Origin of the sequence: Enterococcus sp., from assembly GCF_032555305.1 — a bacterium.
Lineage (GTDB): Bacteria > Bacillota > Bacilli > Lactobacillales > Enterococcaceae > Enterococcus_A.
This window is the reverse complement of record NZ_JAWGOQ010000012.1, coordinates 96,831-112,511: the sequence shown is the minus strand read 5'-3', so window position 1 is coordinate 112,511 and position 15,681 is coordinate 96,831. Positions and strand designations below refer to the sequence as shown.

At 41.4% G+C, this 15,681-nt stretch carries 20 protein-coding genes; 4 read left to right on the top strand and 16 right to left on the bottom strand.

What is annotated here, in order from left to right:
- Positions 1–232 precede the first annotated feature (232 nt).
- From E6139_RS10780 to E6139_RS10770, 3 genes are all read left to right on the top strand, one after another.
- Positions 233–739 (top strand): hypothetical protein, encoded by a 507-nt coding sequence (locus E6139_RS10780; RefSeq protein ID WP_316403076.1) that lies wholly within the window; start codon positions 233–235, stop codon positions 737–739.
- Between the two features lie 162 nt (positions 740–901).
- Positions 902–1,231, top strand: a complete 330-nt coding sequence (locus E6139_RS10775; RefSeq protein ID WP_316403075.1) for a YrhK family protein — start codon at positions 902–904, stop codon at positions 1,229–1,231.
- A gap of 170 nt (positions 1,232–1,401) precedes the next feature.
- Positions 1,402–1,548, top strand: coding sequence for a hypothetical protein (locus E6139_RS10770; RefSeq protein ID WP_316403074.1), 147 nt, complete (start codon positions 1,402–1,404; stop codon positions 1,546–1,548).
- Between the two features lie 82 nt (positions 1,549–1,630).
- Here E6139_RS10770 and E6139_RS10765 read toward each other — a convergent pair whose 3' ends face one another.
- Positions 1,631–2,551, bottom strand: coding sequence for an Rpn family recombination-promoting nuclease/putative transposase (locus E6139_RS10765; protein WP_316403073.1), 921 nt, complete (start codon positions 2,549–2,551; stop codon positions 1,631–1,633).
- 245 nt (positions 2,552–2,796) lie between these two features.
- Here E6139_RS10765 and E6139_RS10760 point away from each other — a divergent pair, with 245 nt between their 5' ends.
- On the top strand, positions 2,797–3,204 hold the full coding sequence (locus E6139_RS10760; protein WP_316403072.1) for a hypothetical protein: 408 nt from the start codon (positions 2,797–2,799) through the stop codon (positions 3,202–3,204).
- A gap of 59 nt (positions 3,205–3,263) precedes the next feature.
- Here the strand turns inward: E6139_RS10760 and E6139_RS10755 are convergent, their stop codons facing one another.
- The 15 genes from E6139_RS10755 to E6139_RS10685 all read right to left on the bottom strand — a co-directional run bounded on the left by E6139_RS10755 (position 3,264) and on the right by E6139_RS10685 (position 15,537).
- Positions 3,264–3,431: a hypothetical protein gene (locus E6139_RS10755; protein ID WP_316403071.1), complete on the bottom strand. Its 168-nt coding sequence runs from the start codon at positions 3,429–3,431 to the stop codon at positions 3,264–3,266.
- A gap of 50 nt (positions 3,432–3,481) precedes the next feature.
- Positions 3,482–3,922: a GNAT family N-acetyltransferase gene (locus E6139_RS10750; RefSeq protein WP_316403070.1), complete on the bottom strand. Its 441-nt coding sequence runs from the start codon at positions 3,920–3,922 to the stop codon at positions 3,482–3,484.
- Positions 3,923–3,960: 38 nt separating this feature from the next.
- Positions 3,961–4,665, bottom strand: a complete 705-nt coding sequence (locus E6139_RS10745) for a MarR family winged helix-turn-helix transcriptional regulator (RefSeq protein WP_316403069.1) — start codon at positions 4,663–4,665, stop codon at positions 3,961–3,963.
- A 506-nt stretch (positions 4,666–5,171) separates the two neighbouring features.
- Positions 5,172–6,392, bottom strand: coding sequence for an enhanced intracellular survival protein Eis (gene eis, locus E6139_RS10740; RefSeq protein ID WP_316403068.1), 1,221 nt, complete (start codon positions 6,390–6,392; stop codon positions 5,172–5,174).
- Between the two features lie 34 nt (positions 6,393–6,426).
- Positions 6,427–7,164 carry a GntR family transcriptional regulator gene (locus tag E6139_RS10735; RefSeq protein ID WP_316403067.1) on the bottom strand — a complete coding sequence of 246 codons (738 nt, stop codon included), beginning with the start codon at positions 7,162–7,164 and terminating at the stop codon, positions 6,427–6,429.
- Between the two features lie 67 nt (positions 7,165–7,231).
- Positions 7,232–7,942, bottom strand: coding sequence for a GntR family transcriptional regulator (locus E6139_RS10730; protein ID WP_316403066.1), 711 nt, complete (start codon positions 7,940–7,942; stop codon positions 7,232–7,234).
- A 246-nt stretch (positions 7,943–8,188) separates the two neighbouring features.
- Complete coding sequence (locus tag E6139_RS10725) at positions 8,189–9,520, bottom strand: MATE family efflux transporter (protein WP_316403065.1); 1,332 nt, start codon at positions 9,518–9,520, stop codon at positions 8,189–8,191.
- 75 nt (positions 9,521–9,595) lie between these two features.
- Positions 9,596–10,243: a deoxyribose-phosphate aldolase gene (gene deoC / locus E6139_RS10720; RefSeq protein ID WP_316403064.1), complete on the bottom strand. Its 648-nt coding sequence runs from the start codon at positions 10,241–10,243 to the stop codon at positions 9,596–9,598.
- Positions 10,244–10,263: 20 nt separating this feature from the next.
- Complete coding sequence (locus E6139_RS10715; RefSeq protein ID WP_316403063.1) at positions 10,264–11,097, bottom strand: PTS system mannose/fructose/sorbose family transporter subunit IID; 834 nt, start codon at positions 11,095–11,097, stop codon at positions 10,264–10,266.
- Positions 11,081–11,869: a PTS mannose/fructose/sorbose/N-acetylgalactosamine transporter subunit IIC gene (locus tag E6139_RS10710; RefSeq protein ID WP_048718438.1), complete on the bottom strand. Its 789-nt coding sequence runs from the start codon at positions 11,867–11,869 to the stop codon at positions 11,081–11,083. The genes E6139_RS10715 and E6139_RS10710 overlap by 17 nt, the downstream gene beginning before the upstream one ends.
- Before the next feature lie 239 nt (positions 11,870–12,108).
- Positions 12,109–12,579, bottom strand: coding sequence for a PTS sugar transporter subunit IIB (locus E6139_RS10705; RefSeq protein WP_316403062.1), 471 nt, complete (start codon positions 12,577–12,579; stop codon positions 12,109–12,111).
- A gap of 13 nt (positions 12,580–12,592) precedes the next feature.
- Positions 12,593–13,006 carry a PTS mannose transporter subunit IIC gene (locus E6139_RS10700; RefSeq protein WP_316403061.1) on the bottom strand — a complete coding sequence of 138 codons (414 nt, stop codon included), beginning with the start codon at positions 13,004–13,006 and terminating at the stop codon, positions 12,593–12,595.
- A complete protein-coding gene (locus tag E6139_RS10695; RefSeq protein ID WP_316403060.1) occupies positions 13,003–13,839 on the bottom strand; it encodes a TIM barrel protein in 837 nt (278 codons plus the stop codon). Before E6139_RS10695 ends, E6139_RS10700 begins: the two co-directional genes overlap by 4 nt.
- A gap of 5 nt (positions 13,840–13,844) precedes the next feature.
- Entirely contained in the window at positions 13,845–14,495 is a 651-nt protein-coding gene (locus E6139_RS10690; RefSeq protein WP_316403059.1) for an HAD family phosphatase, read from the bottom strand.
- Positions 14,496–14,499: 4 nt separating this feature from the next.
- On the bottom strand, positions 14,500–15,537 hold the full coding sequence (locus E6139_RS10685) for an SIS domain-containing protein (protein ID WP_316403058.1): 1,038 nt from the start codon (positions 15,535–15,537) through the stop codon (positions 14,500–14,502).
- Between the last annotated feature and the right edge of the window lie 144 nt (positions 15,538–15,681).

Genomic DNA, 15,681 nt, shown 5'->3' with positions numbered 1-15,681 from the left:
GCAACAAAAAAGTACAATTCCGGGGACTAAAAAACGTAAGGGATGAGAAAATATGTCAAAAAAATATCCTTCGATTGCTGCTATAGCACTTCTTTTCCTGCTACTTTTAACAGGCTGCAGTGACAAAAAAGATAACGCAAGAGCTGTTCATATCGATGCATCTAAAACGACTGAAACAACTAGCATCAGCACCATTGAAAATAACAGAAGTTCGGAAAAATCCGCAATATCAATGAGCACCTTCACCAGCGATTCAGCTGAGAACTCACAAAGCTCCAGCAGCTCTATTATTTCTTCCAGCACTAGCGATACCTCTGAGAGTCAAGCGGCGGAAAACACGGCGCCCTTTGCTGTTGATACGACGCAATTCAGCAATCCGGCTACCTTCAATCTTCATGGTGTGAATGTTCCTCGTTCCATCACAGTGGAAAACAATGGCGGAACAATCATCTTCAACAGACGCGGTTCGAATACGGATGATGTCTTCACGGCACAGGTCACGACGATTCCTACAAAGGAAATCCGTGTCAGCTCTCAAGATGGCAGCGGCATTCGCACCGTCAAAGCCAATACGCAAATCACCCTCACGCAGCATCTTTCTGGTACTGGCGGACAGGATCGAAACAACGTGATGTATCTGATCAATAACAAAAACGGCGGTTTGTCACTCCTCACTCCAAATTACGCAGGCAATGTAGAGCCTGGTCAAATGGATGTGATGCTGGAGGCCGTGCAATAACGAAATGAATAGCAACAAGTAAAAGCCCAGAAAATTTTCTGGGCTTTTATTTACGAGATCCAAAAACAGATCATTTTTAATGCATAGGCAGATTATTTAGCCTTTCAATGAATCAATAGTACAATAACCAATTACTATTAGTTTGAAAGGATTGATTCCAAAGTGCCCAAAATAGAACGAAAATCTCACGAGGTTAAAGCGGCTCTTGAAGAAGACATCGAGATTCAGGGAAGACGATTCCGCCTTTATTTTCAAAACAGGTACACGATTCTCTCACTAGGTGTAGATTTAATCACCGGGATCTTTTATATACTGGGAAGCGTTGCTGCTTTGACGCCAATCCCTGATCGCTTCGGCATGTATTTTTACCTCATTGGGTCGATATTCTTAACGATCCGACCGATCCTGCGCATCCTCAAAAACATCTTCATTTATGATTCCGTAAAGGCAGAAAAAAACGGTTCTAATTCCAACACGAATGAGGAAAATTGACCTTATAAAACACCTGCAATCAGTCATTTATAATTGTTAATTTATCACTGACTAAGAAGGTGGTTGTTTTCATTTATGATTAAGCAGACTATTTGACGCGAATGACCCGCACAAATTATCATTTGACTGTTTAATGAAATCGGTTTTCTCACAGGAAAGAAGGCTTCAAAATGAAATTTGTCATCTTTGGATTGGAAATCATCGCCATCATTCTCTGGCTGCTGTTTGGACAAAAATCGCTCCTATCTGCAATCATTGGTGTGGTGGTCATCATTCTAATTTCTCAGCTGCTTCATCATTTGTTTCATGCTAGATAACACAAAAACAGCGGACAAAACCCTAAATTAGAGTTGTCCGCTGTTTCTATTTCATCGTATCGAGAAACTGTTCTGATACAAACTAGTCTTGTTCTGCCTTTAGTTGCTCAACAACTTTCACATCCAATCCCGTGTCTTCCGAAATTTTAGTTATGCTTAGGTCTGTTTTTAACAGGTTTATAGCCAGTTCTCGCTTTTCCTCTTCGCGACCTTGTGCTATTCCTCTTTGGATTCCTTTTTTTATGCCTTCCTTTATCCCTTTTTCCTCCGCCTCTTCTATCGCAGTCGCGAACACCGCATCATGGATGGCTTTTGATTTATCAATTTTCATGATCATTTCCTTTTCCTCTCTTTCCAATGTTAAGAAGTCGGTCTTTCTTTTCGCCTCTTTGATATAGTCAGGTGCAGCATCCATCACCTCACCGGTCTTCAGGAAGTATTGCCAGTGATAGGGAGCACTTTTTTGGTCGATCGTCTCATTTTTCAGACTCAGAAAACAAAGAATCAGCAGCTCTTTTCCTTCTTTATTCAAAAAGGGGCGGGATGTTTCCTTACTTAGTAGGCGAAACTGCTGCAGTGCTGGCTCTTTTCGGTTAAATAGATGAAAATCCACGATATTGATCCCATATGCTGGTCGCAGGCTGGAAAAATTGTTCTTCTTCTCTGCTTCTTTTTTTCCCAGATTTCCAAAAGGAGCACGAAAGGCTTCCGCCAGATAAAAAATGGCGCGTTCGTGGAAATAGGCATGGGACTGGATCTGGCATTCAATCGTGGTATGACTGCTATCTTCGGCAATCGCCAAAATATCAACCTCGGTCCGAAAGATGGCTGTTTCATCATACGATTGCTTGTAGCTGTCAATGTGATAGGTTTCTTTAGGTGTCAATGTCTTAAATTCGATCCCCAGCAGATCTCTAACAAAGGCTTTCAGAATATTTGGGGAGTCTTCGGAGGTCAGCATCTTCTTGAATAATAAATCATTTGTCGGCAAATATTTTTGCATCGTTTCACAACCTTCCAGACAGCATTTATTCCCAGTCCGAAAGGCATTTCTCGCCTACATTATAGCATGGGATCAAATGTGTCTTCAAAATTTTTCTACCTTAAGATACGTAGAAAAACAGGGTTATTGTGAATAAAACGACTTGCTTCCGATCAAAGAATCAAAAAAGTGGTTGTCTCCCCATCAAGTTTCACAGATAATGACAATAGGAGTTTTATAGTTAGGAATGAAAAAGGAGGGATTCTATGTTTCATGTCGTATTGATTCTATTTCCACTGATTCTATGTGGTATCGTTCTTCCGATTCTTTTATTTGGCTTATCTTCTGTTCTCATTAGCATTTTTGGTGGAACAGCCGCGGCGATTTGGATCAAAAATAAGAAAGCTCGATCCTTGCTATTTATCGGCTTCACGATCCTTTCCCTCATTGGTGTCTTATGTTTGTCCCCATTGATCGTTGTCTATACGCCGTTGCCTGCGAACTACTTTCCCTTCTTTTGCAAAGCACTGATTGCTTTGATGGGAGTCTTTTCCGTTCTGGGAATCGTCACTACCCGCTCGATTCAAAATGCCGTGGTCAAAAGAGTGATTAACGTACTTTTCAGCATCATCGTCTTCCTTGTCGGCTTCTTCTTTTTAGTGCAACTCTTCTAACGCAAAAAAAGTTTTGAGAATGCCTCGTGCATCTCCCAAAACTTTTTTTCTATCATTCATTAGCCAAAATCATACAGATCATGGTACTTCTGATAATTGATCATTCCCAGTGTCGTGGTGAAGAGCCGGGATTTGGCTTCTAGTTCGACACGGATTTTTTCTGATTCTTTGCCTGTATGCTTCTTTGGTTCATTTTCTTTTCTTCTTGGGTCAAATAACTCCTTCATGATGGATTCCTCCTTCATCATCTTTTCCTGGGAGGCGGACAACTAATGCATCAGTGCTGTGAAAACACTGGAACTTCTGCTAGTGGCAAAACCTTCATCATCCAAAGAAACTCGATGTCCTCCTTTTTGTAGGAGAACGAGATCCGATGATAGTCACGTTTCAGATAAAATACTTGCGCAGTTTTGCGCCCAGTCAAGACGATTCGAGAATGCCCTTGTTCCTGAGCGTAATCCTCACAATTCTTCAACAGCTCATTTCCAATATTTTGACCTTGGTAGCTTGGATGAACCGCCACTTGACGCACCCGTGCAAAACCAAAGGGATACAATTGGACAGCCGCTGTTCCTATGACCTCATCTCCATCGAGGGCGACAAAGATCGTCAAATTCTTTTCCTTGCTCAAATCGGTTTTTCCACCTAAAACCTGCTTCCGCAGTTTTAAAGCACCCGTATGTTCTTTACTAAATAATTCAGCCATTTCAATTCTCATGATAAACGACCTCCTTTATCACTTATTTCTTTACTTTCTTACCAGTTTTCCCAATCACTCTCATGAGGATGAGAATCATGCGGTCCTTTTTTTCCTGGACCTTCTTTCGGTCCTCTCGGATGCTCCGGACCAAATGGACCAGGACCAAAGCCCTCTCTGCCGAACTGATTACGCATCTGTTCTTTCCATGCCCGCTTCATTTGACGGCGTTCTGCTTGTGACATACGGCCGAGTTCCTTCATATGCGGTTCAAATTGCGTTCTCATCATTTTCAACGCTTCGATTGCTTCAAATGGATCATTTGGAAACTCTGGTCGACCGCCAAAGTCTTCGCTCCAACCATCGATCACCTTATTCAGTAATTGATCCAGCGTGTGCAGCTCCTCATCGGTCAACCCGGCAAAGAACTCCTCCGAACGCTCCTGCGGCTTATTCAAGTCAGCTTTTTCCCGACCGACCTCAGTAATATAGATCCGTTTGATCCGCTTGTCCTGTTCATCTTCGCGGCGTTCAATCTCGCCTCGGCTTTCCAGTTTGTTCAAAATCTCGGTGACTGAGCTGGGACGCATGTCCAAAATCTCAGCTAGAACCCCAGAGGTCACACCGTCTTCTTCTGCTAAAATATCTAAAACCAATTGTTGCGTTGGCGCGCTTTTCTGACAATTGCCGATATCCATCAAACGACGACTGGCACTTCCTACATACGACAGACGCTTCAATAATTCTTTTGTATACTCGCTCATCGTCAATCTCTCCTTTTGTTTCGGTACCTATATTTTAGGTACCTAACTTTTATCTGAACTTAGTATACTTCGGTACCTAAACATTGTCAATGAATTAAATAAAAAATTTTTTCTATCTTTTGACGAAGATTGGGCGAAAACCGAAAAAAGCCCTTAACAATCAGTGTTAAAGGCCGAAAAAAAATTTTGAAATAATTCAAAACGTTCTAGCAAGCTGTATCTAACGTATCCACTTCTGAAGCTTATAGAAAAACAGAATCATCCCGTACAAACGCCTGCCCCTAGTTCTCAACAAAGGAATCCTTAGCAATAAATTTAGCCTAGCTAAAAAAAGTTGAACGAGGCGCACTCATCAGTATCGCCAGCTTGATCGGACTTCTGCTGCAGGAAAATTCCAGATTTTGAGACAGACATTATGTCGAAGCAAGCGAATAGAAAAAAACTGCTGAAATCTTTTGCTTCAGCAGTTTACTTAAGGTGTTTTTTCCAAAGGACATTTTAAAGAACTAAATATAATCCGAAATATAGGGCGGCTCATGATACAGGATATCCTCTAATTGATTGATGGCTTCAGCGCTGCCATCTATCCTTTCTAGCCGATACAATTGGACAGCTGTTTTGTATCCTAACAATAAAGCACTTAGTGAATTTATTGTCATCGCCACCTGATATTCTGCCGGCTCCTCTGTCAGGTAACACCTGCCATTTTGAAAGGCTACCTGAAAGGTTTGATTATTCCATCCTAAAAGCTCATCACGAATAGCAAAAGCGATAGTGATTTTCTTTTCCTTTTGCTTACAGGAATAACACTTGAGGAAGGCGGGAATATCGATGATTCGCCCCATTATATACGGACGAATCGTTTCTTTGATAGCGCTATCATCTAAATCAAAGGCGATTGACTCGTTTGAATACGTATGGCCACGGACTTCGTCAATCATGGAGTCATGGGCATGGATGTATTCCCACAATCCTGCTTGGGCCTCCCGATTCAGATAAATCATTTCTTTAATATGCATAATATCCTCTTTCAATAGATAGACCAAATAGCCTAAGGGTTGATTTTCTGTATTATAGTAGATCGCAACCTGGGTACTATCCTCCGTCCAGCGCCAGTATTCGTCCCATGCCAACGAATTACGATACAAACACCCATGCGTCTGCTTGGCAAATGCTGTATGCAGCTTTATAAAATCTTCGTTCTCCCAATCCACTCGCTGAACTTGCCCTTCTGCTGAACGATTGGTTGGAATTTGTCGATCCGAGATGCGGAAAGAAATTTTACTGGAAACAATCTCCCAACCAAATTTACGGTAAAGAGGAATGGAATAAGGATATAAGAGGGCTAGTGTTTGACCTTTTTCCTTCATACGTAGCAAGCTTTTTTTCATTAAGCGGGACATAATTCCTTCTCCTGTGTATTCAGGATAGGTTGAAACGCTAGTAATAAAGCCGATATCATAAGTCCTGTTTCGGATATTCATCTTCAATGGATAGACGGCAAATTGGGAAACCAGCTTGTCCCCGTCAAAGCCGCCTAAAATATCCGCTCGTTCAATAATCGGAAACTTTGACTGCTTGATCTCCTCAGATTCCCAGCCGTACTCCATCAGCTCTTGCTCGGTAACCTGAAAGGCATACCGCAGCAGTTTATTATACTGGTCGACGTCCTTCGTTGTTAAATCTCGGATAACGTATGGAAATTCTCTTTTGTTGGTTTGTGCCACTTTTGTCACGCTCCATTAATTTAACGTCTTCATCTCAATTTTTTTTTGGCGAATGCCGTTCATTGTAAAAGCTAAACACCGTTTTTTCACAGCTAACAAAGGTTTCGGTATACTCTACAGTGTTGCCATAGCGGTCTTTACTAATTAGTTCAAAATAATAGACCGGCGTCCCTACGGCGATTTGCAGTTGCTTAGCAATGCGTTCCTCTGCTCCGATAATGATCAATTTCTGATCAAACTCCACTGGAAGATGATCTTTACTCTTCATATACTCATAAACAGAGGTATGTTCGAAATTATGTTCATCGATATCTTTGAAAAATTTAAAGGGAACGTAGCAATACTCTACGGCAAAGGGCTCTGAGTTCGCATAGCGAACACGTTGCAGCAAATAAACATCTTCGTATTTGGCAAGGTCCAGCTTGCTGCCTAAAAAGTTAAAGGCCTTCAGTAAACCCTTGACTAGAACTTTGTCTCTGCGGGTATCGGCTTTTTCTCGCAGCATCGCTCCTAAACCAAGCGCATCGTTCCCCCAGATAATTTTTTGCGTATTTTCTTTATGGACGAAGGTGCCGCGTCCCTGAACGCGATACAAATAGCCTTCTTCAACTAAGGCATCAATCGCCTTCTTGGCGGTCATCCGATTCACCTCGTAAATTTCCGCCAGCTTGCGCTCACTGGGGATCGCTTCCCCTTCGAGGTATTCCTTGTCTTCAATTTTCTTTTGAATCGCTGCTTTGATTTGCTGATACAATGGCATGCGATAATCCATCTTCGCTGACTCCTCCTGTCCTTTCTCCCACGATATCCATTCCACCAATAAAAACTATGAAGCCTTATCAACAGTTGATATTGGTATACTCAAAACGATCCATTTTCATAAAGGAGATCGAATATTCGATGGATTCACCATCCCGACTAGAAACCAACCCATCTTCTCGAATCAGACTGGTTCCTTCCTCAATATCAAGTAAGGCGGCCACCTGACTGCTCGCTTTTTCAGTCGTTATCGTTTGGGTTGAATGATCCAAATCCACCAGATATTCCTGCTCTAAGATTTCGTAAAGAGGTTTTTTCTCGAGATCCTTCTCTAACAAAGTCGGTGCATGCTCGACAGGAATATAGGAGATTTCCAAAGAGACATGCTCATTTTTCACAGTTCTTAAACGACAGATGAAAAAAACCTTGGTTCCTAAAGGTAGCTTAATCCGTTGGGATAACTCTTTGCCAACTTCCATCATCTCACGCTCAATTAAGGTCAGCTTCATTTCTGTGCCTTCCGTCTGAATATTTTTAGAAGTAGAGCCCAGAATATAAACATTCTTTTTGATTCGTTTAGGAGATACGAAATAACCGCTGCGATTTTTTGCGTAAATCCACCCTTCGTTAAGCAGGATTTTTAGCCCCTTGCGCACCGTTGCTCGCTGAACATCCAAAAGCGCTGCTAGCTCCCGCTCGCCAGGAAGCTTCTCCCCTTCCGAAATTGGTTGATGATCAATCATATATTTTATTTCATTGCTGATAATGACATCTAAGGTAAGTAAACGCATTTTTCATCCCCCAGTTTCCCTTATTTTTACTTAAAAACGCTTGACTTGGGTTTCCGTAATTAATAGGTAAATGTAAGGTATCTTTTTTTATACTTAAACGTTTCCAGTTTGATGGAACACCTATTTTTAGATAGATTTTAAGCGTTGATTCATGAACTCTCTCAAATATATCATAATTTTTAAGCAAGTGGTATCAAGGGTTCAAGCGAGACTGTCCATACACCAATCCCATAAATAAGGTTCTGATTAGGTTAGGCGTTTAACCCAAAGTTCTTTCTTATAATAATAAGTAGAAAGACCGATCTTCAGCAAATAAATCCCTTCAGTCAGCACGAAGGTCCACAGTAAATCCAGCTGCAGTACACGAGCGCCTACAGTACTAATTAATAACGGGCCAAAGCAGGTGAATAAACCGTCCACCATTAAGACCCCTTTCGTGTCACCGCCGGCTCGTAAAATGTAATAGACTGTTTCTGCATAGCCTTGTGACCAGCTAATAACCGCCTTAATAATTAACAGACGAATCGTCATACTAGCTAATGGTCCAGTTAGTGAGAAGGCTGTTGGGACAAGCGGCGTAAGGGCTAATACAATCAGACTGCCAAACATGCAAATTGCTGTTCCAAGCTTGATCATTCTTTTTGACTCCCGTTTCGCTTGTTCTAGCTGATTCCCGCCGAGTGCTTGTCCTACAATCACTCCGGTAGCGGTTGCCGGTCCGGCAAACAAGGCGTATACCAGTGAGGAAATATTATCTACAATCGTCAGAGAGGGGATGTAGTACTCATTGACGTAACAATAATTCATAAAAACAACACTTAAGGATAAGGACCAAATGAGCTCATTGCCAATCAGCGGCAGCGTTTTTTGGATGATTCCTTTCATTTTGGACAGCTCCAACCAAGAATACCTGACTGTCAGCTTGAGATCACTTTGTTTTCGATTCAATAGCAACAGTAGGATCAGCATCTCAATAATTCGAGAGATTAAGGTTGCAACTGCTGCTCCTGAAACGCCCCATTTAGGAAATCCCCAAGAACCATAAATCAGTAAATAATTAAGGAAAACATTGAGGAAAAAGGAAATTCCTCCTGCTACCATCGGCGTTTTTGTGTCTCCCATTACTCGAAAAGCTACCCCGCACATCATTGCTAACGCAAACGGAATATAGGAGTAGCAAATAAGTGCGGTGTAGGCTAACCCGAAATCAATGATGGCTGGATTTTGGACGAAGACACTTATCGTGACCTCCGGCCAAAGCAGCAGGAAAATCATAAAAACAGCAGAAGTAATCAGACACAAAGCTAAGCCAAAACGAAAAATACGATTGTATTCTTTTTTATTTCTAGCGCCGTAATACTGAGCGATAAATAAGCCGATTCCATTCGTCAATCCATAGATTAATAAGGTGAAAATAAAGAAAAACTTATTCGCAACACTAACACCACTAATAGCTAGCGCTCCAAGACTGGCAATCATGAAGGTATCACAAATTTGCAGCAGATTAGATAGAAGCTGCTGAATCACTGCAGGAATTGAAATAGCTAGAAATCTTCTAATAAAGCCTTTATCACCCACAAGACAACTCCCCTCTAGTTTTAATTTGTAAAAAAAGTGGAAGACAAGTCTGAACTTGTACTCCCACCTTACTTGCTACTTAGGTTCGCCCTCAACGATGGCAATGCCGGCACTGGCCCCAAGAGCATCGGCGCCGGCGTCAATAAAGGCTTTCGCCTCTTCATAATTGTGAATCCCACCGGCTGCTTTGATTCGAATATCTGAAGCCAATAGCTGGCGCATCAGCTTCACATCCTCCAGCTTTGCCCCGCCAAAGCTACGACCTGTGGAAGTTTTTAAAAAGGCCGGCTTTGTACGATTGGCAATCTGACAAATTTCTGCTTTAGCTTCCTGATCCCCGTCTAGCTTGCACATTTCGACGATAGCTTTATCACTGATGCCCTTTTTTCGACAAAAATCCGCAATAGTTTTCATTTCATCTTCAATAGCTGAAAAGTTGCGGTTTTCAATGGCGTGTTGATTTAATGTATAATCAATCTCGGCAAAGCCCTTTTCTGCGTAACGGGAAAATTCTGCCATTTTTTCTTCTAGAGACTGGTTTCCTTCAGGAAAGTCAATTGCTCCAGCAATAATGATGTCGGTGTCTTTGAGAAAGACAACTGCCTCCTCGTAGCGCTCCAGATCAGTGAAAATGCAGCGGAAATTGTATTTTTTGGCTTTTTCTAGATACTGCTCAAAGGTATCTTTGGGGTCGTCAATATAATCGATGTATTTGTTAATCATTTTCTTCCCTCACAATCAAGCTAGGCCTTCATTACACCTAAAGCAGCCATGATAATACCAAACACCATCGTACCAATAACCAAGGTCGTTGCTGAGAATTTCTTGCCTAACATCCAATAATAGAACCAGGTAAAGCCGAGCGCGGTGATTCCCGGTAGGATGCCATTTAATATCTCCTGCAAACTTGTAGCTGTTTCACCTGAGCCAATTTTTAAAGAGAATTCTGCCCAAAACATGTCACAAGTCATAGAACCAATAACCATGATCCCCAAGATTCCTGCGGCATACATCAGCTTATCCATCGTTCCATCAGCTTGAGCCTTGGCTAAATAATTAAAACCAAGATTATAGCCCAAACGCGCACCGTAAACCCTTACAAAAAAGGCTGGAATATTGTAAATCAAGAAGTAAAGAATTGGACCTAAAATATTCCCTTGAGTGGCCAGTGAAATCCCCACCCCAAGAGCAATAACCCGGATACATCCTAGAAATACAGAATCGCCAATCCCGGACAACGGACCCATCAAAGCGGCTTTGACATTGGTTACTGCCTCTCCGTCCACCCCTTCAACGCCCGCGTTGATTTGCTCTTCCATGGATAAGACGATCCCGCCAACAAAAGGAGCCAGCTGCGGCGTAATATTAAAGAAGCCGACGTGTCGTTCCAGCGCTGACTTATAGCCATCTGGATTATTTTTATAAATCCGTTTCAATAAGGGTTCTATCATCAAACAAAATGCCAGATGCATTTGCCGTGGATAATTCCAAGAAAATTCCATTCCCAGCGCACCAGAATTGAAACACATTCTCGACAAGTCTTTTTTGCTGATGGTTTCTTTAGAATTCTTCATCATCGATTACCTCCGTTTGAACACCTGCATCAACAGCTGTTTTATTTGCTTCCTCTTTATGAAGGAATGAGAATTTCTCCACCACGATAATCAAGCCTAATAACGCGACACCCAAAACAGGCAACTCAAGATAAGCAGTTAATAAAAATCCAAGAAAATAAAACGGCAGGATCTTTTTGTTTAAAATCATGCGCATCAGCATGGCAAACCCTAGCGTTGGCAGCATTCCTGCAGCAATGGCCATTCCATTCGTTATAACCTCTGGAATGCTGCCTAGAATTCCCTCGACGGCATCGGCACCTAACCAGTAAGCAAAAAACACTAAGAAAAATTTTTCAAAAACAGTGAAGGACCCCATTAACCAGTGAGTAAAACGAATCTTCCTCGCATCCCCAGCAGTCGCACCATCATCGGCAATTTTCAAGAAAACTGGGGTAACAGCGGCAATAATGTTACTAATCGTTAATGCAATTAAAGCAATCGGCATCGCCAGCGTTACCGCGGACTCATAACCTCTTCCACTTTTAATCGCAAAGGCAGTGGCCAAAATCCCACCGATCAAAACATCTGGCGGAATGTAGGCACCGACTGATATTGCACCCATAAATAATAATTCCAAACTCGCACCGATTGTTACGCCGGTCTGCAAATCGCCTAAAACTAACCCAACCAATGGACCAATCGTAATCGGACGGAAAGTATAAAGTGTCCCCATTTGATAATCAAATACTCCCCAAACCGCTACAAGCCCTAACAAAAACGCTTGTAAGACCATAATCATTCTCCTTCTTCATATTTCTGTACTAATTTTTTTACAAAAAATTAGAATGGATTTTCATGCCGTATATCATTCTACTAAACTGCTTCCTTCCGTACTTTCTGGTATCGTTCTTTAGTCTTCTTTCCAGCTGGTAATACTGCTAAAAGTAGAACTGACATCCTTCTTCATATTACTGTACTAATTTTTTTTGCAAAAAATTAGAATGGATTTTCATGCTGTATATGATCGTCCATCTATAACACGTCTTTCACATATATTTTCTTATCATCAACCAAGGGACGAATTTCTGCCTCAATTCCGCGATCAATCAACTCTCTTAAAATAGCCTCTTCCTCTTTTGTGACAAAAATCTGACGACTAATTTGTTTGGTCTCTTCCGTTTCCTTGGTGTTCCCTAGATTAATACTCTTGATCTCTTTACAACCATCAATTAACTGCTTAGCTTCCTTGATGGTCTGAACAACAATAATCAGTTTGTATTTATCAGTAATGCCACTATTGATGGCATCAATTGAATCCTGCATATTTTTCATCACCAGCTTGACGCCCGTGGGTTTCCCCAGACGCAGCGTCGTTTTCCAAACGTCACTGGTGGCCACCATATCACTGGCAACTAATATACAGTCGGCGCCTACCCCATTCGTCCAGGAAAAAGCGACCTGTCCATGCAGTAGTCGATGGTCTACTCGAACTAATTTGATCATAGGAATTCCTCCATTAGAAATCTTCTTCCTCTTCTTTTTTCGTAAAAAGCTCATTACAAAACATTGGTGCGGTCTCTTGTTTATGAACGATTGTTTGAATCATTGTCCCAGTATCTTCCTCCAAAGACAGAAATAGCTGCATCAGTAACGGTAGGTTGATTCCTGTAATGAGATAAAAATTTTTCCGGTCCATGTGTTTCATCCACTCATTGTTGACACTGCCACCAAAAATATCCGTACAAACAATCAATTCCTCCTCTTCAGGAATTCGAGCTAACAGCTCATTAACAGGTCCCTCAATCTCATTGCTCTCTACAAAAGCATTCAACAGCTGAACATTGTCCTGCTCTCCTACGATGATTTTCAAGCTTTCGTAAATTCCCTCAGCGAAGGTTCCGTGGGTTGCAATCACAAAATTTCTTTTCATTTTTTTACCATTCTCCTATACATCGCCATTGACTGGGCATCAGCCTTTTGCGGATTTTTAAAATACTGACTATTCACAGTTTCAACCGAATAAAATCCCTGATAGTTGTTTTGATCGAACACCGCCAGATCTTCTGCCATCCTTCGCTCCCCATCGCCCCATGCCAAGTGGGTAATTTTCTCTTTTACGTCCACAAAATGACTATGAACAATGTCGTCAGAAAACAGATCAAAATAATGTTGAATGGTTTCTCCAGCAGCAGCCATTGCTCCAATATCTAAGCAGACCTTTAAGCTAGGTCGATTAACATCATTTAAAAGGCGTTTTAAATCCGCAGCTGTATTGGCTAGCAGTGATTCTTCTTGCTGCAATGCTTCAATGGCTAAGAGCATATTTTGAGTTTCTGCATACTCACTTACCTGCTGCAGCATCTGCACACTGCGCTGGTAGGCAGCAGCTAAAGGTTCATTGTAAAAAGCCCATCCACTAGTCACGACGACTTGCTTAGCCTTCACAGCAACCGCAATATCAATGGCATTTTTAAAATAGGCTAGTACCCGTTTTTGCATTGCTGGGTCTTTGGCAGCCATATTATGGGGCTTGGGGTTGGTTTGCTCTGGACAAATGCCAATAATCTTCATTTCGTATTGATCTTCTAGGCGTAAAAGCTTGTCAGGATTTTCATACTGCTGATAATCCAAAAAGAAATGCTGAGGACCTGTCCAAAGCTCTACTTGCGAATACCCATTGTCCTTTGCACTTTTGAAAAAATCCTCCAGCTCATAAAAACGATAACAACAATTCATCGCACATAGAGAGCTTTTCTCAGCCATTTGCCTCACTCCTTTAGCTTTTGAATCAACAGATAAGCCTCTAGCAAATCATTAACTAAATAATCACTTTCCGACTGGTCCGGATAGAAACGTTCATCCTTCAAAGCAATGACGGTCGCTCCAGCCTTCTTACCAGCTTCAATACCGTAGTGGGAGTCTTCCACGACAATCGTCTCTTCTGGCGTCACCTTTAACCGCTTCATCGTTGAAAGATAAATCTCAGGATTCGGTTTACTGGCAGCAAAATCCATTCCTGTAACCAACAAATCAAAGTACTCGTTTAACTGACAGTCTTCAACCATATCGGTGATTGCAGCCATCGGTGAAGATGATGCAATCGCTAGTTGAAAAGAGTCTTTACGAAGACGAGTAAGTACATACTTTACATAAGGATTTGAAATATCTGAATAAAGAAAGGCCTCCTTAGGTTCGTTCTCTTCGTAAAACGCTTTCATTTTATTAGGAGTAATAGCCTCTTTCCACCAGGAGGCCATCATTTCCCACCCATGAGCGTTGCTGCTGCCTGCGAGTTTTCTGACTTCCTTTTCTTCTAGTGAGATTCCAAATTGTTGAAAAAATAGCATCGTATGATACATATAGATGGGTTCTGAATCAATCAGAACACCATCCATATCAAATATTACAGCTTTTTTCATAGGTCTAGTAATCAAACTGACGATAGTAACGGCGATAATCCAAATTATGTTTGGTGTAAACCTCGTAGTGAGCAGCCAAACGTTCCGTTAATAACGATGTTACAATCCATGGAACAATCAATTCTCTAAACTCTGCATCCAATCCGTCGAAAGCAAATTCCTTTGTATCTAAAACATAGTACTCCGCGTTGATCATCTTACAAAAGTTTTCAACCCGTGTATCTTGTTTTCTAAATTCATCCTCACCTTTAATAATAAATACTGGAACACCTGGCTCGACTAGCTCTAAGGTTCCATGAAAGAACTGTGAGCTAGTGACGGGACGCGTTCTCACCCACTGCATTTCCTCAAGAATACACATTGCGAATAATAGTGTTTCTCCCCATAAAGAACCAGAACCAGTAAAGACGGTATATTGTGCATTATGAATGGCTTTAGCAATTTTATCTGCTCGCTCCTCAAAGCTCTTACGGATATCCAAAAGATTTTTGAAGGTTCCTTTTAATTGATCTGCGAATCTTTCATAGTTGTCAAACTCTCCACGACGATTCAACAAGCCATAAATGAAAAATGCCTGCAGCATATAGGAGTATTCACATTGACCAGTTGTTACATCGGCTTCGATGACATGCTGAGCGATTTCTCCTAAAGGACCTCCCTTTTTCGTAAAGGCAACTACGCGAATGCCTTCTTCTACCATCCATTTAGTTGCTTCCATAATTTCTACCGTGTTCCCGCTGGCACTGGCAGTAATTACTAAAGAATCTTTTTTGATCTCTTTTGGTCGCAGCGTATTAACGTTCGCCGCATCAAATCCGTAAATATCAACTGTAGATTTTTTCTTCACTAGATATTCAAACTGAGCGAATTCAAATTCGGTACCACCGATACCTAATAAAATAATATTGCTGTATCCTGTTTTCGCTACTTCATCCACAAGTGCCTCAACTTCACTTCTTAGTGCGTAAATCGTTTCTCCTTCAGCTAAATACTTGTCCTGATCAAATTTAATTAGTTCAACCTTTTCTGTAATTTCAGCCATTTTTGCAAGTCTCCTTTTCCGCTTCCAAAATCTCAACCAACAATTTCGTGAAAGTGATTTACGTATCATTCATAGTGTGCACCCTATGGTTCTTTATGTAATCCACTTTTCAAATTTATAGTACCAGAATAAAGCATTAGTATC

Excerpts from the sequence above, each read along its gene's own strand:
- E6139_RS10780 (WP_316403076.1), top strand. The coding sequence starts at position 233 with ATGAGCACCTTCACCAGCGATTCAGCTGAGAACTCACAAAGCTCCAGC.
- E6139_RS10770 (WP_316403074.1), top strand. The coding sequence starts at position 1,402 with ATGAAATTTGTCATCTTTGGATTGGAAATCATCGCCATCATTCTCTGG.
- E6139_RS10765 (WP_316403073.1), bottom strand. The coding sequence starts at position 2,551 with ATGCAAAAATATTTGCCGACAAATGATTTATTATTCAAGAAGATGCTG.
- E6139_RS10760 (WP_316403072.1), top strand. The coding sequence starts at position 2,797 with ATGTTTCATGTCGTATTGATTCTATTTCCACTGATTCTATGTGGTATC.
- E6139_RS10755 (WP_316403071.1), bottom strand. The coding sequence starts at position 3,431 with ATGAAGGAGTTATTTGACCCAAGAAGAAAAGAAAATGAACCAAAGAAG.
- E6139_RS10750 (WP_316403070.1), bottom strand. The coding sequence starts at position 3,922 with ATGAGAATTGAAATGGCTGAATTATTTAGTAAAGAACATACGGGTGCT.
- E6139_RS10745 (WP_316403069.1), bottom strand. The coding sequence starts at position 4,665 with ATGAGCGAGTATACAAAAGAATTATTGAAGCGTCTGTCGTATGTAGGA.
- E6139_RS10735 (WP_316403067.1), bottom strand. The coding sequence starts at position 7,164 with ATGGATTATCGCATGCCATTGTATCAGCAAATCAAAGCAGCGATTCAA.
- E6139_RS10730 (WP_316403066.1), bottom strand. The coding sequence starts at position 7,942 with ATGCGTTTACTTACCTTAGATGTCATTATCAGCAATGAAATAAAATAT.
- deoC (WP_316403064.1), bottom strand. The coding sequence starts at position 10,243 with ATGATTAACAAATACATCGATTATATTGACGACCCCAAAGATACCTTT.
- E6139_RS10715 (WP_316403063.1), bottom strand. The coding sequence starts at position 11,097 with ATGATGAAGAATTCTAAAGAAACCATCAGCAAAAAAGACTTGTCGAGA.
- E6139_RS10710 (WP_048718438.1), bottom strand. The coding sequence starts at position 11,869 with ATGGTCTTACAAGCGTTTTTGTTAGGGCTTGTAGCGGTTTGGGGAGTA.
- E6139_RS10705 (WP_316403062.1), bottom strand. The coding sequence starts at position 12,579 with ATGATCAAATTAGTTCGAGTAGACCATCGACTACTGCATGGACAGGTC.
- E6139_RS10700 (WP_316403061.1), bottom strand. The coding sequence starts at position 13,006 with ATGAAAAGAAATTTTGTGATTGCAACCCACGGAACCTTCGCTGAGGGA.
- E6139_RS10695 (WP_316403060.1), bottom strand. The coding sequence starts at position 13,839 with ATGGCTGAGAAAAGCTCTCTATGTGCGATGAATTGTTGTTATCGTTTT.
- E6139_RS10690 (WP_316403059.1), bottom strand. The coding sequence starts at position 14,495 with ATGAAAAAAGCTGTAATATTTGATATGGATGGTGTTCTGATTGATTCA.
- E6139_RS10685 (WP_316403058.1), bottom strand. The coding sequence starts at position 15,537 with ATGGCTGAAATTACAGAAAAGGTTGAACTAATTAAATTTGATCAGGAC.